The following is a 16,441-nucleotide window of genomic DNA, read 5'->3' as shown; positions in this document are numbered from 1 at the left end:
CGGATACACCGGCAGGCGTGCCGGCGAGGCGGAACCGGCGCGGGTCATGAGGGTAGGACGCAAAACCTCATGATCCGGGTTCGCGGAAAATGGTCTCCCTCCGGCGACACGGGGAGAGATGACGGGTTTCGGACCGGCCCATCATCTCTTGATGCCCGAAAGAGCGCGCCGGGCGTGCCTGTGCGGCACACATGGTGGCTCTATGGATGGTTTCGCCGGATGTCGAAAGTCCGCCGAAAACATCGGGAAGCCGGCGGCGGCCGTCTGGATTATTGGCGATAACTCGGTTCGCCCGTGGTCCGGATGGTCAGACGAACACCCTCCGGAAGGGCCACGGCAGAGAGACCGGAGTCGCGGATAAAAACCGCCGAACGGGGCGCTGAGAGGTGTCACCTAAAACTAAAACTTACGAGGCAGCTTTCAGCGCCCCGTCCCACATGAAAATATCGAGATCGCCAAGGGAGGAGTGTGCCCGGTCGTTGCCTCGGCCTCACGCCTTGTCCAGCGCCATCGTCAGGTCGGCGATCAGGTCGTCCGGGTGCTCGATGCCGATCGACAGGCGGATGGTGCTGTCCAGCACGCCGATCCGCTCGCGCACGTCGGCGGGGACGCCGGAATGCGTCATGGTCGCCGGGTGGCTGGCAAGCGATTCCGTGCCGCCGAGGCTCACGGCCAGCTTGAAGATCGAAAGCGCATTGAGGAAGCGGAAGGAGGCCGGCTGGCCGCCCTGGATGTCGAACGAGAAGGTCGATCCGCCGCCCGTGCATTGCCGGGCGAAGACTTTCCCCGTCGGCGAGGCCGGATCGTCGAAGGGCAGGTAATGCAGCTTCTCGACCTTCGGGTGATCGCGCAGGAAGGCGGCGACGGCGGCCGCATTGGCATTCGCCTTTTCCATGCGCAGCGAAAGCGTTTCCAGCGAGCGGCCGAGCATCCAGCAGGAATGCGGGTCGAGCTGCGTGCCGATCGCCCCGCGCAGCGCCTTCACCTGTTTGATGATGGCCTTGGAGCCGAGCGCGGCACCCGCGATCAGGTCCGAATGGCCGCCGACATATTTGGTCAGCGAATAGAGCGAAATGTCGGCCCCATGCTCGATCGGCCGCTGGAAGACGGGGCCGAGCAGCGTGTTGTCGCAGACGATGATCGGTGTATGCCCCTGCCGCTTGCCGATCGCGTCGGCCACCCGGCGCATCATCGAAACATCCACCAGGCTGTTGGTGGGGTTCGCCGGCGTCTCGACGAGGATCACCGAGACGCGGCCCTTCGCCATCGCTTCTTCCGCTGCCGCCGAGACCGTCTCCTCGTTCACCCCGTCCGAAAAGCCGACCGCCGCGACCCCGAAATTGAGGAAGGTTTTCGCAAGCAGCGTCTCGGTGCCCCCGTAGAGTGGCTGGGAGTGCAATATGCTGTCGCCGGGCCTCACGAAGGCCATCAGCGTCGTGGCGATCGCCGACATGCCGGAGGAGAAGAGCGCGCCGCTTTCCGCCTGTTCGTAGACCGCCATCCGGTCCTCGACGATCTCGCTGTTCGGGTGGTTGAAGCGGGAATAGACGAGCCCTGCGCCGGTGCCGGGCGGCGGCTCACGGCGCCCGGCGACGAAGTCGAAGAAGTCGCGGCCCTCTTCGGCGGACTTGAAGACGAAGGTGGAGGTGAGGAAGACCGGCGGCTTCACGGCCCCTTCGGAAAGCTCCGGGTCGTAGCCGTAGTTCAGCATCTGCGTTTCAGGGTGGAGCCTGTGGTTGCCGATATGCGTCTTGGAGGGGTGCGGCGCGGTCATGATCGGTCTCCTGCGGATGAGAAGCTGTCCCGTGAGGAGATAAGGCCGCAGGCCGCATTCTCAAGCGCTGCGGAAAGCACGATATCGGGAGTGGAACGTAGGATGCATGCCGTTGACCGCGCCGTTCCGGCAGGGCTATCACTTTCCCGTCTTGAAACGGGAGGATGCCCACTGGTCGCGGGCATCGATGATGAAAAAATGCCGCGCCTTTCCGCATCCACGCCCCTTCCGGCCCATGTTATGAAACCGGGCTACGACCGAGGATCTTTGAAGCCCGGCATCCTGCATATCGGCGTCGGCGCGTTCCATCGGGCGCATCAGGCGGTCTATACGGATGCCGCGCTGGCAAAGGAGTTCGGCGACTGGGGAATCGTAGGCGTCAGCTTACGTTCGGTGGATATCGTCCATGACCTGCGGGCGCAGGACGGGCTCTATACGGTCATCGCCCGCAGTGCGGCGGGCGACAGCGCCCAGGTCGTCGGTTCGGTGGTGAGGGGGCTTTCCGGCACGGAGGACCGGGAAGATATCCTGGCGCTGATGGCCGATCCGGCGATCAGGGTCGTCACCGTCACGGTCACGGAAAAGGCCTATGGTTATGATCCGGTCTCCTGCGGGCTCGACCGTAACCATCCCTCGGTCGCGGCCGATCTTGCCGGTCCCGGAGCCCCCGTCGGCGTTATCGGTTATCTCGTCGAGGGCCTGTCCCGCCGCCACGCCGCCGGCCTGCCGCCGTTCACGGTGCTCTGCTGCGACAACCTGCCGACCAATGGCCGCATCGTCCGGCGCCTCGTGATCGAGATGGCGGGCGCCCATGATCCGGCGCTCGCCAACTGGATTTCGGGGCAGGGCGCCTTTCCCTGCAGCATGGTCGACCGCATCGTGCCGGCCGCCACCGAAGAAACGCGAGCCCGCGCCGAAAGGCTGATCGGCGCGAAGGACGAGCTGGCGCTCGACACGGAGCCGTTCATGCAGTGGGTGATCGAGGATCACTTCATCTCCGGCCGGCCGAAATGGGAGGCCGGCGGCGCTCTCTTCGTCGCCGACGTCGAGCCCTACGAGAAGATGAAGCTGAGGCTCCTCAACGGCTCCCATTCGCTGATTGCCTATCTCGGCCAGCTGAAAGGCTTGGAATTCGTCCGCGATGTCATGGCCGTGCCGGAATATCGCGCTCTGGTCCGCCGGCATATGCAGGAGGCGGTGAAGACGCTCGATCCGGTGCCGGGTATTGATCTTGCCGGTTACATGGATCAGCTGATCGAGCGGTTCGAGAACCCGACGATCGCCCACAAGACTCAGCAGATCGCCATGGACGGCACCCAGAAACTGCCGCAGCGCATTCTCGCCGGCGCGGTGGAGACGCTGGCGAAAGGCGGCGACGCGTCATCGGCTGCTTACGTCATAGCGCTCTGGATCGCCTATGCACGGAAGACTGAGGAGATCAACGATCCGCGCGCGGCCGAACTCAAGGCTGCCGCGGCAAACATGGCGGCGGGTGATCCGTCTGCATCCTTCCTCGCGATCCCGCGCCTGTTTCCGCAGGCCCTCATGGAGAATAGCCTATGGCGTGCGCGGGTGAATGCGGAGCTTGAAAAGCTGAACGCCGGCTGAGATCGCCTCAATTAGCCCCCGAACGTATAATCCGAGATCGATTGCGGTTTCATCTCGATCGAGAAACCCGGCCGCGAGGGCGGCATGTAGGCGGCGTTGCGGATGATGCAGGGATCGACAAAATGCTCGTGCAGATGGTCGACATATTCGATCACCCGCCCGTCCTTGGTGCCGGAAACGGCGATATAGTCGATCATCGAGAGATGCTGGACGTATTCGCACAAGCCCACGCCGCCGGCATGCGGCCAGACGGGCAGCTCGTATTTCGCGGCCACCAGCAGCACGGCCAGCACCTCGTTCAGCCCGCCCATGCGGCATGAATCGATCTGCACGATGTCGATCGCGCCTTCCGCGATGAACTGCTTGAACATGATGCGGTTCTGGCACATCTCGCCGGTCGCGACCTTCACCGGGCCGATCGCCTCCCGGATTTTCCGGTGGCCGGCGATATCGTCCGGGCTGGTCGGTTCTTCGATGAAGAAGGGTTTGGCGAAGGCAAGCTTCTTCACCCAGTCGATCGCCTGGCCGACGTCCCACACCTGGTTGGCGTCGATCATCAGGTAACGGTCGGGACCGATCACCTCGCGGGCAATGGTGAGGCGCCGTATATCGTCCTCGAGGTCGCGGCCGACCTTCATCTTGACGTGGTTGAAGCCGGCATCGACGGCCTCCTGGCAGAGGCGGCGCAGCTTGTCCTCCGGATAGCCGAGCCAGCCGGCCGATGTCGTGTAGCAGGCGTAGCCCTCGCGTTTGAGGGTTTCGATGCGCCCCGCCTTGCCGGCCTCGGCCTTTTCGAGGATTGCGATCGCCTCCTCGCGGGAAAGCACGTCGGTCAGGTAACGGTAGTCGACGATATCGGCGATCTTCTCCGCGGGCATTTCGGAGACGAGCTGCCAGACAGGCTTGCCTTGCTCCTTGGCATAGAGGTCCCAGAAAGCGTTGACGACGGCGCCGGTGGCGAGATGGATCGCGCCCTTTTCAGGCCCGATCCATCGCAGTTGGCTGTCGCTCGTCAGGTGCCGCCAGAATTTGCCGGGCGCCCCGGCGAAAGCCTCCAGTTCCTGGCCGACCACCAGATGCCGCATCGCCTCGATCGCCATGCAGCAGATGTCGTTGCCGCGGCCGATCGTGAAGGTCAGGCCGTGGCCGGAAAGCCCGTCGCGATCGGTATCGAGGATGACATAGGCCGCCGAGTAATCCGGATCCGGGTTCATCGCATCGGAGCCGTCGAGGCTTTGCGATGTCGGGAAACGCAGATCGAAGACGCGGAGATCGGTGATGCGGGTCATGGGGTCACTCGGTGGTTTTCAGAGGGCCCAGCCGCCGTCGATGGCATAGGCCTGGCCGGTTGTGTAGGTCGCGCCGGCGAGATAGACGGCGAGTTCTGCGATCTCCTCCGGCGTGCCGAGCCGGCCCATCGGCTGGCGGGCGATGAAGGCGGCCTTGGCGGTCGCGTAATCACCCTGCGCCTTCATGCGGTCCTGCAGCGAGGGGCTTTCGACCGTGCCGGGGCAGATCGCGTTGCAGCGGATGCCCTCAGTCACGTAATCGGCGGCGACGGACTTGGTGAGGCCGATCACGGCCGCCTTGGTGAGGCCGTAGGCGAAGCGGTTCGGCACGCCCTTGATGCTGGAGGCGACGGAGGACATGTTGATGATCGCACCGTCCTTCTGCGCCAGCATGCCCGGCAGCACGGCGCGGATCGTGCGCACCATCGACTTGACGTTGAGTTCGAGCGCGAATTCGAGCTCGCTGTCCTTCATCTCGAGGATCGAGCCGGCATGCACGAAGCCGGCGCAGTTGAACAGGATGTCGATCGTGCCGGCCTTTTCGACGAAGGCCCTGACGGCGCCGTCGTCGAGCACGTCGAGCCGGGCGGTCGTGAGATTGCCGATGTTCGGCAATGTCGCGAGCAGCGTTTCGTTGATATCGGTCGCATGAACCGTGGCTCCGGCTTCCGCGAAGGCGAGCGCCGTCGCGCGCCCGATGCCCTGGCCGGCGGCGGTCACAAGTACGGTTTTTTCATCCAGTCTGGTCGTCATGTCATGTCCTCGATTTTTCCTGGCCCAGCGGATCAGTCATGATGGAACACCTCCTCCATCATCGCCCACCACTCGCCTTCTTTGCGGCTTGCAAGCGGCCTCTGGCAAGGGATGGTGAAGGACCACCATCCCTGATTTTTCGGATCGGCGGCCATTTTCGCCATATCGGCCTCGAAATCCGTGCCATGATATTCCCAGGTGCCGAAAAGGAGGTTTTCCGGTTCGCGCAGGAATATCGTGTAGTTTCTGATGTTGCAGCGGCCGATGAGAGCGAGGATTTCCGGCCAGACGGCCGCATGCAGCCGCTTGTATTCCGCGATCATGTGGGGCTCGACGCCGATCACCATACCCATCCGTCGCATCGCTCTCTCCTCAGACTTCCACCAGCGCCTTTACGACGCCGGCGGCCGGATCGGTCAGTTTCGGAAACCTTTCCGGCACGTCCCGCAGCATCATCCTATGGCTTATCAGGGCCTCGGGGATGCTGCCGGCCCGCATAGCCTGCATGACCCGCTCGAAATCGGCGCGCGTGGCGTTGCGGCTGCCGAGCAGCGAAGTCTCCCGCTTGTGGAATTCCGGATCGGAGAAAGCGATGTCGCTCGAGACGATGGAGACGAGCACATAGGTGCCGCCATGGCCGACGAAGCCGAAGCCCCGCTCGATCGCCTTGGGACTGCCGGTCGCATCGAAGACCGTATCGAAGAAATCGCCCTCTGTGATCGCGGAAAGCTGCTCCCGGTCTCCGGCACCGAGCTGGACGGTGGAGGTGATGCCGAGATGCCGCCGCCCGAATTCCAGCCGGTCGGCCCGGCCATCGAGTAGGGTCACGTCGCCGCCGTCGAGCTTTGCGAAGATGGCGACTGCGAGCCCGATCGGCCCGGCCCCCGTCACCAGCACCTTCTGGCCGGGTTCGATGCGGGCGCGGGCCACCGCATGGGCGCCGATCGCCAGGAACTCCACCATGGCCGCCTGGTCGAGCGAGAGCCCGTCGGCCTTCAGCACGAACTCCTCGGGCAGGCTCAGATATTCGGTCATCCCGCCGTCGCGGTGAACGCCGAGCACGCCGATATTGCGGCAGCAATTGGTCCTGCCTTTCAGGCAGGCGTTGCAGCGCCCGCAGGAAATATAGGGAATGATCGACACCGTATCGCCGGCGGCAAGCCGGCTGCCGGCGGGCGCCTCCTCGACGGTCGCCGCAAGCTCGTGACCCATGACGCGCGGATAGGAGAGATAGGGCTGGTTGCCGGTGAAGATGTGCAGGTCCGTGCCGCAGATGCCGATGCGGCGGAGCTTCAGCAGCACCTCGCCTTCGCCGCGCAGAGGCTTGGGACGGTCGATGGCGCTGAGCTTGCCGGGTGCTTCGCAGATGACGGTCAGCATTGACTTACGCTCCGAGCCGATAGAAGCGCTGCGCATTGCCGCCGGAGACCGCATCGTGGTGCTCCGCCGGCACGATATCGAGGCATTGGTCGAGCCAGGTCCGATAGTCGCCTGCGAGCCTGAGCACCGGCCAGTCGCTGCCCCAGACCACCCGGTCCGGGCCGAAGAGGTCGAGGATGGTTTCGGCGTAGGGCCGCACGGCTTGCGGCTTCTGGTCGCCGGCTTCCGTCAGCAGGCCGGAGAGCTTGCAATGCACGTTGGGCAATTCTGCGAGGACTTTCATCCGCGCATACCAGCCGACGAACCGGCCCTCCGATATCGGCGGCTTTGCGCCATGGTCGATGACGATGGGGAGGCCTGGGTGACGGCGGGCGAAATTCGCAAGCGGTTCCAGATGCCGCGGCAGGACCAGCGCGTCGAAGACGAGATGGTGTCCGACCATTGCCGCGACGGCGGCGTCGAGTCGGGGATCGTCGATCCAGCGGTCATCTGCGATATCTTGCAGCATCGGGCGGAAACCTTTCAGCTTCGGATGCCGTGCCAGCCGGGCGATATTGGCGGGAGCGTCGGCGGCCTTCATGTCCGTCCAGCCGACGACGCCGAGGATGAAAGGGGTTTTGTCCGCGAGGTCCAGCATGAAGGCCGTGTCCGTCTCGTTCTCCATCGTCTGCACCAGCACGGTGCCATCGATCCCGGCATCGGCGAGCAGCGGTTGCAGGTCCTCCGGCAGAAAATCGCGATGGATGGCGGCAAGCTCCGGCGGCGGCCATTGGCCGGTCCGGTCGGCGATCCGCCAGAAATGCTGATGCGCGTCGATCCGCATCGCTCAGGCCCCTTCGCCGGGGACCGGCGCGCCCTCGGCGATCAGCCCGCGCTCCTTCAGCCGCATCCAGAAGGAGCCGGGGATTTCCTCCGCAAACCAGCCGACATTCGAGCTGATCTGCCCGGCGGTGCGTGCACCGGAAACAATGGTCATCGCAGCCGGATGGGCGAGTGGAAATTGCAGCGCAGCGGCCTGCAGCGTGACGCCTTCCGCTTCGCAGGCCTTGGTGAGCACGTCGACGCGAGCAAGGATTTCCGCCGGCGCATCGGCGTAGTTGAACTTCCTGTTGCCGGCGAGCAGGCCGGAATTGAACGGCCCGGCGATGACGATGCCGACGCCCCGTTCGGCGCAATCGTCCATGAAGGCGAGGCTCTGCTGTTCGAGCAGCGTGTAGCGGCCGGCAAGCATGGCGACGTCGATGTCGAAGACCTTCATCGCCTCGGCGATAATCTCCCATTCGTTGACGCCGAGCCCGACAGCCTTCGTAAGGCCTTCCTCACGCAGCTTGCCGAGCGCACGGAAGCCGCCGCCGTCGGCCAGTTGCCGCCAGTAGTGCTGGTGCTTTTCGCCATGGGTCATGCCGCCGATATCGTGGATGTAGAGGATATCGGGCTTCAGGATGCCGAGCCGCTGCCGGCTCGCCTCGAAGGAGCGCATGATGCCGTCATGGGAATAGTCGTAGACCGGGCGAAAGGGCAGCGGCTCCACATAGCCGTCCTCTTCCGGCCCCACCGTCTCGTCCGGCTGCATCACCCGGCCGACCTTGGTGCTGAGCACGTAATCGCCGCGCGGCAGGTCGGTCAGCATGGTGCCGAGCCGCCGCTCCGAGCGGGTATAACCGTAGAAGGGCGCGGTGTCGTAATAGCGGATGCCCGCCTCCCAGGCCGCCCTGAAGGCGCCGGCCGCTTCCTCATAGGAGGTCTTGCGATAGAGATTGCCCATCTGCGCGCAGCCGAGACCCATGACGGTCAGTTCGACGGGAGCGTTGGGCAGCTTTCTACGGTCGGCGACGTTCATCTGACATTCCTTGAGAATTGACGGACGCGCACCATTCGCGATGCGCGCCCGCAGGGGTAGCACTCAATAGAGGACGTTCTTGGCTTCCGGCTTGTCGATATTGTCCTTGGTGACGATCACGACGCCGGTATCGACGAATTTCTCGACCTTCTCCTTGTTCATCACCTTGAGCACGGTCTGGATGCCGAGTTCGCCCATCTGGAACGAGCCCTGCACGGCGATCGCGGCAAGCGTGCCGTCCTTGACGAATTCCTGCAGGTCCTGGTTTCCGTCGAAGCCGATCGCCACCACTTTGCCCGCCTTGCCGGACTGTTTGAGCGCCCGGCCCATGCCGATCGCGGTCGGCTCGTTGGCGCCGAAAATGCCCTTGAGATCGGAATTGGCGGCGAGCACGTCGGTCGTCTGGTTGAGCGCGGTCGCCATCTGGGACTGCGAGTAATAAGGCCCGACGATCTGAAGTTTCGAATGCGCCTTGATATGGTCGGTGAAGCCGCCGACGCGGCCGATTTCCGAACCTGCGCCCGCCACGTAGGACATGACCGCGATCTTGCCTTCGGTGCCCACCTTGTCGATCAGCGCCTGGGCGGCGAGTTCGCCGGCCTTCTTGTTATCGGTGGCCAGGAAGGACTGGTAATATTGCTCGGCATCCTTGGAGAGCATCGAATCGATGATGATGACCGGGATACGGGCTTCCCACGCCTTCTTGACGGCCGGCACCAGCGCGTCCGGATCGGAAGGCGCGAGCACGATGCCGGAGACCTGACGGTTGACGGCGTTCTCGACCATGTTGACCTGGTCGGCGATGGCCGATTCCGCCGCCGGACCCTGGAAGGTCATGGTGTTGTCGCCGGCGCCGGCTTTCATGGCGGCATCGGCGCCCTTCTGGACGTTCTGCCAGAAGGTGGAATTGACGGTCTTCACGATGACGGCGATTTCGCCCGCCTGGGCCGGGATCGCGGCAAGGGCGATCGCGGATGTCAGCAGCGCGGCAGCTAGCTTTCTCATGTCTTCCTCCTCTTGTTCTCTGGCCTGACCGGCCGGTTTTCGGGAGACTCCTCACTCCCTGAAGTTTTCGCGGATAAAGGTCCGCGCACCTTGTCCTCAACGGCGGTTGCGCAACTGGTCGATCCAGACGGTGACCAGGATGACGAGGCCGATGATGATCTGCTGGGTGAAGGCGGAGACGCCGTTCATGTTCAATCCGTTGCGCAGGATGCCGATCACGAAGGCGCCGATCGCCGTGCCCGAAATCGTGCCGACGCCGCCCATCAGCGACGTGCCGCCGATGACGGCGCTGGCGATCGCGTCGAGTTCGTACATCACGCCCTCGTTCGGCTGTGCCGTGACAAGGCGCGACATCAGCACGCAGCCGGTGAGGCCGGCGAGCGTGCCGGACAGCACGTAGGTGAAGCTGACGATGCGGGTGACGTTGACGCCGGAAAGCCGTGCGGCATCCGGATTCGAGCCGACCGCATAGATATGCCGGCCGAGCACCGAGCGGTTCAGCATGAAGGAGACGGCGAGCGCGATCGCCACCATGAGGATGACCGGATAGGGAATGCCCGGAAATACGATGGTCGGAAAACCGTCGTCGCCGATGTTGACGATCCGCAGGAACGAGCCGTTGCCGAGCTCGCCGAAGGATTCGCCAAGTCCCGAGACGGCGCGTGCGCCGGTGATCTGCAGCGCCACGCCGCGGGCGATCATCATCATGCCGAGCGTGGCGATGAAGGGCGGCAGCTTCATCTTGGTGACGAGCAGGCCGTTGATGAAGCCGCAGAGCGTGCCGGTCAGGATGCCGACGAGCATGCCGAGCCAGACGGGCGTGCCGAAATCCTTGACCGCCAGCGCCGCGACGACGCCGGACAAGGCCAGCACGGAACCGACGGAAAGGTCGATGCCGCCCGTGATGATGACGCAGGTGGCGCCGATGCCGAGCAGCGCGATGGAGGTGACCTGCAGCGCGATCGTCATGCCGTTGTTGACGGTGAAGAAGGCGCTGCTCGTCAGCGAGAAGACGGCGATCAGCACGAACAGGCTGCCGAGCGCGGCGAATTTCTGGATGATGTCCTTCTGCCGGTCGCTGAGCGAGACGCTTTTCTGCTTCGAAACTTCGGTGATTTCGGCCATGTCTTTCCTCATCCCGCCGGTCGCGCATAGCCGGAGGCGTATCGCATGATCTCTTCCTGGGTCGTCTTTCGCGTCTCGAGCACGCCGGTGATGCGGCCCTGATGGAAGACCGCGACGCGATCGGTCATGCCGAGGATTTCCGGCAGTTCCGAGCTGATCAGCACGACGCCGACGCCCTCGGCCGCAAGCGCGTCCATGATCCGGTAGATCGACAGTTTCGCGCCGACATCGATGCCGCGCGTCGGCTCGTCGAAGAACAGCACCTTCGATTTGCGGAACAGCCATTTGCCGATGATGATTTTCTGCTGGTTGCCGCCGGAGAGCAGTCGCACCGGCTGCTTGATCGACGGCGTGCGGATGTTGAGAAGGCTGACGTAATCCTTGGCCGCCCTGGTCTGCTTCGCGAAGTCGATCAGGCCGAAGCGGTTGGACACCGCCTCCATGTTGGCGAGCGTCATATTGGCGTCGACCGGCATCTTGACCGCCAGCCCCTGCGCCTTCCGGTCCTCGGAAAGATAGGCGATGCCGGCGGCGATCGCGTCGCGCGGGGAGGTGATCGAGAGCGTCTTTCCGTGCAGCGTCACCGTGCCGGCGTCGCGCGGATCGGCGCCGAAGACGGCGCGGGCGACTTCCGTGCGGCCGGCGCCCATCAGCCCGGCGAAACCGAGGATCTCGCCGCGCCGCAGCGTGAAGGAGACGTCTTTGAAGACGCCGGCGCGGGTCAGGCCTTCGGCGGAAAAGATGATCTCGTCGCTCGGGGTCGAGGTACGGTCGGGGAACTTCTCCTCCAGCGACCGGCCAACCATTCTGGAGACGATCGCATCGATGCTGGTCGAGGCAAAATCGTCGGTGGAGATATAGCGCCCGTCGCGCAGCACCGTGACGCGGTCGACGATCTCGGCCATCTCGTCCAGCCGGTGCGAGATATAGACGATGCCGACGCCGGAGGCCTTCAGGTCGCGGATGACCTTGAAGAGGAGACGCGTCTCTTGCTCGGTGAGCGAGGAGGTCGGCTCGTCCATGATCAGCACTTCCGCGTCGAGCGACAGCGCCTTGGCGATTTCCACCATCTGGCATTGGGCGACGGAGAGCCCGCGCATCGGACGGTCCGGGTTGATGTCGACGCCGAGCCGGTCGAGGCAGCGTTTGGCGTCGGCGCGCAGCTTCTTCCGGTCGACCAGGAAACCGCCCCCCATGAAACGGCGGCGCGGTTCGCGGGCGAGATAGATGTTCTCGGCGACCGAAAGATGGGGGACGAGGTTGAGTTCCTGGTGGATGATGGCGATGCCCGCCGCCTCGGATTCACGCGTAGAGGAAAACTGCCGTTCCTCACCCTTGTAGAGGATTGTGCCGCTGCTCGGCTGATAGACGCCGCTGATGATCTTCATAAGGGTCGATTTGCCGGCGCCGTTCTCGCCGCAGACGGCATGCACCTCGCCGCGGTTGAGGTCGAAATGGACGTTGGAGAGCGCTTTGACGCCCGGAAATTCCTTGCTGATATTGTCGAGGCGCAGCAGCGGCTCTCCACCGGAAGCCGGCATGAGGCGCCCGGTCGCGATGGCGGTCTCATGGGCATTCGGGCGAATCTCCGCCGGCCGATTTTCCATGCTTTCCTCCTCGGGCCCGAAGGCTCATCCGCCCCGGCTCCTCCCGCTGGCGTTGTTCAATGGGTAAACCGGAGCCGAAAACTGGTCAAGCCAATTTTTTGGAGCGCGGGGAGAGATGGATGGCATGGGAAGATCCATCTCTCACAACTTGGAAGAAAGATAGTTATATTTCAAAGGTGTATTCTGAAGCTTGCCCTGCAGTGCTTCCATGGTTATGGTAAGGCCAAATCTTCAGGACGACGAAATCCATGAACGGGCTTATCAAGGCGGCGGAGCCGCGACGGCTGTACCAGCAGATTGCCGACCAGATCCGGGCGCTCATCCAGGCGGGGCAGTTTCCGGCCGGCGCGCGCCTGCCGGCGGAGCGGGAGCTCGCCCAGCAGCTCGGCGTCTCGCGGCCTTCGCTGCGCGAGGCGCTGATCGCGCTTGAAATCGACGGCAGCGTCGAAATCCGCATGGGCTCCGGCATCTACGTGACAGCCGAGCCGGACCGGCGGCAATGGCAGACGGGTTCCATGGGCGAGAGCCCGCTGGAGCTGATGCAGGCGCGCGCCACGGTCGAAGGCGCGGTCATCCTGCTGGCCGCGGCGAAGATCGCGCCGGAGGCGTTGCGGTCGCTCCGCCAGACCCTGGACCAGATGCGGGCGGAGATCGCGGAAGGGCGCAAACCGCTCGATCTCGACCGGCTCTTTCACCTGACGATCGCCAATCAGTCGGGCAATTCGGTTCTGGCGCACATCGTCGGCGACCTTTTCGACGAGCGGCACAGCCCGATTTCGGCGCAGATCCGCGTGCGCTTCGAAACGCCGGAGACCTGGGGTTTCGCGCTTGCGGAGCACGAGGCGATCTATGCGGCGCTGGAGGCGCGCAATCCGCTTCTGGCGCAGGCCATGATGCACGCGCATCTGGAGGAATCCAAACAACGCTGGATGAACAACGAGGCGCGGTGACCATTGCGCCGACCCCTGAAAGGCGGCAGGCATAAGCGAGGCGGCAGGCATGAACGAGGCGGTTTCGCCGATCATCATTCTGAACCCGATCGACGACGTGGGCGTCGCGCGCCGGTCCGTGCCGGCCGGCGGCCCGACCGGTTACGGCGACCTTCTGGCGCGCGAACTGATCGGCCGCGGCCACAAGGTGGCGATCAGGCCGATCGCAGCCGGTCACGAGGTGAAGAAATACGGCCAGGTGATCGGCGTCGCGACCGGGGACATCTCCCCCGGCAGCCATGTGCATCTGCACAATCTCGCCATGCTGCCCTCCGAGCACGAGCACCAGTTCAGCGTCGATATCGAAGAAAGGGGCATGCTGCCGGAAGCCGGGCGGCGCACGTTCCTCGGTTACGACCGGGGTTTGGGCGGCGCCGGCACGCGCAACTATATCGGCGTCATCTCTTCGGTGAACTGTTCCGCCACGGTATCGCGCTATATCGCCGATTATTTCAACCGCATGGGCGGGCTCGACGGTTTTCCGAATGTCGACGGCGTCGTGGCGCTGACCCATGGCGGCGGCTGTGCGCTCAATACCAGGTCGGAAGGCTACCGGCTGCTGATCCGCACCATCCAGGGTTATGCGAAGCACCCGAATTTCGGCGGCATCCTGATGATCGGGCTCGGTTGCGAGACGAACCAGATCGCGCCGATCCTCGAACATTACCGCATGGAAGAGGGCGACCGGCTCAGGACCATGACGATCCAGCAGCACGGCGGGACGAGAAAGACGATCGACGCGGCGATCGCCATCATCAGGGAAATGCTGCCGGGCGTGAACGCGGCGGCTCGCACGCCGCAGCCGCTGTCGAAACTCAAGCTGGCGCTCGAATGCGGTGGATCGGACGGCTATTCCGGCATTTCCGCCAATCCGGCGCTGGGTTACGCCTCCGACCTGATCGTCCGGAACGGCGGCACGACGGTTCTGTCCGAGACGCCGGAGATCTACGGCGCCGAACATCTGCTGACGCGCCGGGCGGTGACGCCGGAAGTGGCGCGCAAGCTTCTGCAGCGGATCGACTGGTGGCGGGATTACACCGCCCGCAACGGCGACGAACTGAACAACAATCCCTCGCACGGCAACAAGCTCGGCGGCCTGACCACGATCCTCGAAAAGTCGCTTGGGGCGGTTGCCAAGGGCGGCTCGATGCCGCTGAAGGCGGTCTATGAGTTCGCCGAAACCGTCACGGAACAGGGTTTCGTCTTCATGGATACGCCGGGCTATGACCCTGTAGCGGTGACCGGTCAGGTGGCGGGCGGCTGCAACGTCATCTGTTTCACCACCGGCCGCGGTTCGGTCTCTGGCTTCAAGCCGGCGCCCTGCATCAAGATCGCCACCAACTCCGAAATGTACGAGCACATGAAGGAGGACATGGACTTGAACTGCGGCGGCATCGTCACGGGCGAGGAGACGATCGAAGAAGCGGGCACGCGGATTTTCGAGGATGTGATCGCGGTGGCTTCGGGCAAGAAGACGCTGAGCGAGATCTACGACTACGGCGACAACGAATTCGTGCCGTGGCAGGTGGGGGCAGTAACGTAAAAGCCGACGACCTAGGCGGCCACCCTCAGGTTATTGATGAGGAGCACTCCGCCGTCATGCCCGGGCCTGTCCCGAACATCTGCAACGGCCAGCTTGATGAGACGGCTTAGATCCTCGGCACAAGGCCGAGGATGATGTCGAGAACGTTGCTAGGTTCGTACGGTCCAAGGACAGTAGCTGATCCACTCCCCGAGAACTGCTTGTGTTCGAAAGTTGCCTTACCGGATGGTCATCTGCTGCGGTCCGGCCGGTTTTGGCCGCTGGACCTTGACCGGTGCAGGCTCTGCCGTGCCGAAGAACCTGTCGCGTTCCCGCCAGAGCGCCGGGATCGAGAGCAGCGCGATCGATACCAGTGCGATCGCCGTCTTCGTGAGCTGACTGAGCTCCGGCGAACGTCCGTCGAAATAGTAGACGAAATAGACGATCGCGACGTGCCACACATAGACATAGAGGGAGTGGCGGCCGAGGAGCTGCAGGTATTTCAGCGAGAAGACCCAGGTCAGCGCGCTGGCGATGCGGCGCACCCATGCGGCCTTGTGCTTCGGACCGGCAACGATCAGCCAAGTGACGAGAAGGGCCACCGAGGCGAAGTTCAGGAGATAGACCGGACCGAAATCGGCGCGGATTTCCATCGAGGCGAACTTGCCGATCATGTGCGGCGGCATCAGCTCATGTGCCGTGATGAGGCGCAGCGGCAGGAAGAACAGCACCAGAACCAGGGCCACCTTCGGAATGAAGGTGTTTTCCGGCGAGAGAATTTGCTTCCAGTCGATCTTGCCGGCCGAGGTCAGCGCGCCGAGCACCAGCGCCGAGTAGAAGACGATCTGCCAGCCGAGCAGGTTGAACGACGCGCGGATGCCCTGGTCGTCCGCGCCCATGACGAGGTCGTTGAGCGGCGTCGTGGCGATCTGCTGCAGGCCGAGCTGCGCCGTCATCCAGAGGATGATCGAGCCGGCAATCACATAATGCCACTTGTCCTCCAGCACGAGCTTCACCAGCATCGGTGCGAAGAGCATATAGACGATATATTGCGGCAGGATGTCCATGAAGGTCGGCTGGTACAGGAAGGTCGCGATCGCGGCCAGCCGCAGCGGATCGTCGAAATTCGTATAGCCGAGCCAGTTGAACCAGATGGTGTAGGCGCCGGGCAGCAGCATCTGCGCCACCAGCACAACCAGTACGATGCCCATCGCATAGCGATAGAGCTCGAAGGCGCGGCTGTAGATCGCCGCACGTCCGGCCGCATAGCCGTTCTTCAGCATCTTCTTGGCATAGACCATGCCGATCAGCAGGCCGGACAGAAAGACGAACCCTTGGGCGTCCTCCACGAAGGCGAGCTGGTTGTGGTTGATTTTGACCAGCCAGTAGCCGCCGGCGAAGATCAGGTGGTTGATCAGCATGAAAACGAGGAAATATCCTCGCATACCATCAATAATATCAAAGCGTTTCATCGGTCGCGGTCTCCATCTCTGCCGGTTCCGATGGCTCGCGCCGGTCGGTCCGTAAGGCCTCTGCGGGCCAGGAAGTC

Annotated in this window: 14 protein-coding genes; 3 read left to right on the top strand and 11 right to left on the bottom strand. The window is 63.7% G+C overall.

Annotated features, from left to right (window positions below):
- Window positions 1-490 precede the first annotated feature (490 nt).
- Window positions 491-1,774 (bottom strand): cystathionine gamma-synthase family protein, encoded by a 1,284-nt coding sequence (locus ACMGE0_RS24945; RefSeq protein WP_436818589.1) that lies wholly within the window; start codon window positions 1,772-1,774, stop codon window positions 491-493.
- A 198-nt stretch (window positions 1,775-1,972) separates the two neighbouring features.
- Between ACMGE0_RS24945 and ACMGE0_RS24940 the strand changes: the two genes are divergently transcribed.
- Entirely contained in the window at window positions 1,973-3,382 is a 1,410-nt protein-coding gene (locus ACMGE0_RS24940) for a mannitol dehydrogenase family protein (protein ID WP_436818588.1), read from the top strand.
- A gap of 11 nt (window positions 3,383-3,393) precedes the next feature.
- On the opposite strand, the gene ACMGE0_RS24935 is transcribed toward ACMGE0_RS24940, so the two are convergent.
- The 9 genes from ACMGE0_RS24935 to ACMGE0_RS24895 form a co-directional block, all read right to left on the bottom strand.
- Window positions 3,394-4,671: an L-fuconate dehydratase gene (locus ACMGE0_RS24935; protein WP_436818587.1), complete on the bottom strand. Its 1,278-nt coding sequence runs from the start codon at window positions 4,669-4,671 to the stop codon at window positions 3,394-3,396.
- An 18-nt stretch (window positions 4,672-4,689) separates the two neighbouring features.
- Window positions 4,690-5,424: an SDR family oxidoreductase gene (locus ACMGE0_RS24930; protein ID WP_436818586.1), complete on the bottom strand. Its 735-nt coding sequence runs from the start codon at window positions 5,422-5,424 to the stop codon at window positions 4,690-4,692.
- 32 nt (window positions 5,425-5,456) lie between these two features.
- Window positions 5,457-5,786 (bottom strand): L-rhamnose mutarotase, encoded by a 330-nt coding sequence (locus tag ACMGE0_RS24925; RefSeq protein WP_436818585.1) that lies wholly within the window; start codon window positions 5,784-5,786, stop codon window positions 5,457-5,459.
- Between the two features lie 10 nt (window positions 5,787-5,796).
- Window positions 5,797-6,804, bottom strand: coding sequence for a zinc-binding alcohol dehydrogenase family protein (locus tag ACMGE0_RS24920; protein WP_436818584.1), 1,008 nt, complete (start codon window positions 6,802-6,804; stop codon window positions 5,797-5,799).
- A gap of 4 nt (window positions 6,805-6,808) precedes the next feature.
- Window positions 6,809-7,627 (bottom strand): amidohydrolase family protein, encoded by an 819-nt coding sequence (locus tag ACMGE0_RS24915; protein WP_436818583.1) that lies wholly within the window; start codon window positions 7,625-7,627, stop codon window positions 6,809-6,811.
- Between the two features lie 3 nt (window positions 7,628-7,630).
- Entirely contained in the window at window positions 7,631-8,644 is a 1,014-nt protein-coding gene (locus ACMGE0_RS24910; protein WP_436818582.1) for an aldo/keto reductase, read from the bottom strand.
- Window positions 8,645-8,707: 63 nt separating this feature from the next.
- Entirely contained in the window at window positions 8,708-9,649 is a 942-nt protein-coding gene (locus tag ACMGE0_RS24905; RefSeq protein WP_436818581.1) for an ABC transporter substrate-binding protein, read from the bottom strand.
- Between the two features lie 96 nt (window positions 9,650-9,745).
- Complete coding sequence (locus ACMGE0_RS24900; protein ID WP_436818580.1) at window positions 9,746-10,774, bottom strand: ABC transporter permease; 1,029 nt, start codon at window positions 10,772-10,774, stop codon at window positions 9,746-9,748.
- Between the two features lie 8 nt (window positions 10,775-10,782).
- Window positions 10,783-12,315, bottom strand: coding sequence for a sugar ABC transporter ATP-binding protein (locus tag ACMGE0_RS24895; RefSeq protein ID WP_436818644.1), 1,533 nt, complete (start codon window positions 12,313-12,315; stop codon window positions 10,783-10,785).
- Window positions 12,316-12,629: 314 nt separating this feature from the next.
- On the opposite strand from ACMGE0_RS24895, the gene ACMGE0_RS24890 reads away from it, so the two are divergent.
- Both ACMGE0_RS24890 and ACMGE0_RS24885 read left to right on the top strand, forming a co-directional pair.
- On the top strand, window positions 12,630-13,331 hold the full coding sequence (locus tag ACMGE0_RS24890; RefSeq protein WP_436818579.1) for a FadR/GntR family transcriptional regulator: 702 nt from the start codon (window positions 12,630-12,632) through the stop codon (window positions 13,329-13,331).
- 49 nt (window positions 13,332-13,380) lie between these two features.
- On the top strand, window positions 13,381-14,913 hold the full coding sequence (locus ACMGE0_RS24885) for a UxaA family hydrolase (RefSeq protein WP_436818578.1): 1,533 nt from the start codon (window positions 13,381-13,383) through the stop codon (window positions 14,911-14,913).
- 218 nt (window positions 14,914-15,131) lie between these two features.
- On the opposite strand, the gene ACMGE0_RS24880 is transcribed toward ACMGE0_RS24885, so the two are convergent.
- On the bottom strand, window positions 15,132-16,364 hold the full coding sequence (locus ACMGE0_RS24880) for an OpgC family protein (protein ID WP_436818577.1): 1,233 nt from the start codon (window positions 16,362-16,364) through the stop codon (window positions 15,132-15,134).
- Window positions 16,365-16,441 lie beyond the last annotated feature (77 nt).

Origin of the sequence: Neorhizobium descurainiae (assembly GCF_051400715.1) — a bacterium.
GTDB lineage: Bacteria > Pseudomonadota > Alphaproteobacteria > Rhizobiales > Rhizobiaceae > Neorhizobium.
Note: the sequence above shows the minus strand (reverse complement) of the source record. Positions and strands in the feature narration are given on the sequence as shown.

What these genes read in the sequence shown, in the direction of transcription:
- ACMGE0_RS24945 (WP_436818589.1), bottom strand. Translation starts at nt 1,774, where the DNA reads ATGACCGCGCCGCACCCCTCCAAGACGCATATCGGCAACCACAGGCTC.
- ACMGE0_RS24940 (WP_436818588.1), top strand. Translation starts at nt 1,973, where the DNA reads ATGCCGCGCCTTTCCGCATCCACGCCCCTTCCGGCCCATGTTATGAAA.
- ACMGE0_RS24935 (WP_436818587.1), bottom strand. Translation starts at nt 4,671, where the DNA reads ATGACCCGCATCACCGATCTCCGCGTCTTCGATCTGCGTTTCCCGACA.
- ACMGE0_RS24930 (WP_436818586.1), bottom strand. Translation starts at nt 5,424, where the DNA reads ATGACGACCAGACTGGATGAAAAAACCGTACTTGTGACCGCCGCCGGC.
- ACMGE0_RS24925 (WP_436818585.1), bottom strand. Translation starts at nt 5,786, where the DNA reads ATGCGACGGATGGGTATGGTGATCGGCGTCGAGCCCCACATGATCGCG.
- ACMGE0_RS24920 (WP_436818584.1), bottom strand. Translation starts at nt 6,804, where the DNA reads ATGCTGACCGTCATCTGCGAAGCACCCGGCAAGCTCAGCGCCATCGAC.
- ACMGE0_RS24915 (WP_436818583.1), bottom strand. Translation starts at nt 7,627, where the DNA reads ATGCGGATCGACGCGCATCAGCATTTCTGGCGGATCGCCGACCGGACC.
- ACMGE0_RS24910 (WP_436818582.1), bottom strand. Translation starts at nt 8,644, where the DNA reads ATGAACGTCGCCGACCGTAGAAAGCTGCCCAACGCTCCCGTCGAACTG.
- ACMGE0_RS24905 (WP_436818581.1), bottom strand. Translation starts at nt 9,649, where the DNA reads ATGAGAAAGCTAGCTGCCGCGCTGCTGACATCCGCGATCGCCCTTGCC.
- ACMGE0_RS24900 (WP_436818580.1), bottom strand. Translation starts at nt 10,774, where the DNA reads ATGGCCGAAATCACCGAAGTTTCGAAGCAGAAAAGCGTCTCGCTCAGC.
- ACMGE0_RS24895 (WP_436818644.1), bottom strand. Translation starts at nt 12,315, where the DNA reads ATGCCGGCTTCCGGTGGAGAGCCGCTGCTGCGCCTCGACAATATCAGC.
- ACMGE0_RS24890 (WP_436818579.1), top strand. Translation starts at nt 12,630, where the DNA reads ATGAACGGGCTTATCAAGGCGGCGGAGCCGCGACGGCTGTACCAGCAG.
- ACMGE0_RS24885 (WP_436818578.1), top strand. Translation starts at nt 13,381, where the DNA reads ATGAACGAGGCGGTTTCGCCGATCATCATTCTGAACCCGATCGACGAC.
- ACMGE0_RS24880 (WP_436818577.1), bottom strand. Translation starts at nt 16,364, where the DNA reads ATGAAACGCTTTGATATTATTGATGGTATGCGAGGATATTTCCTCGTT.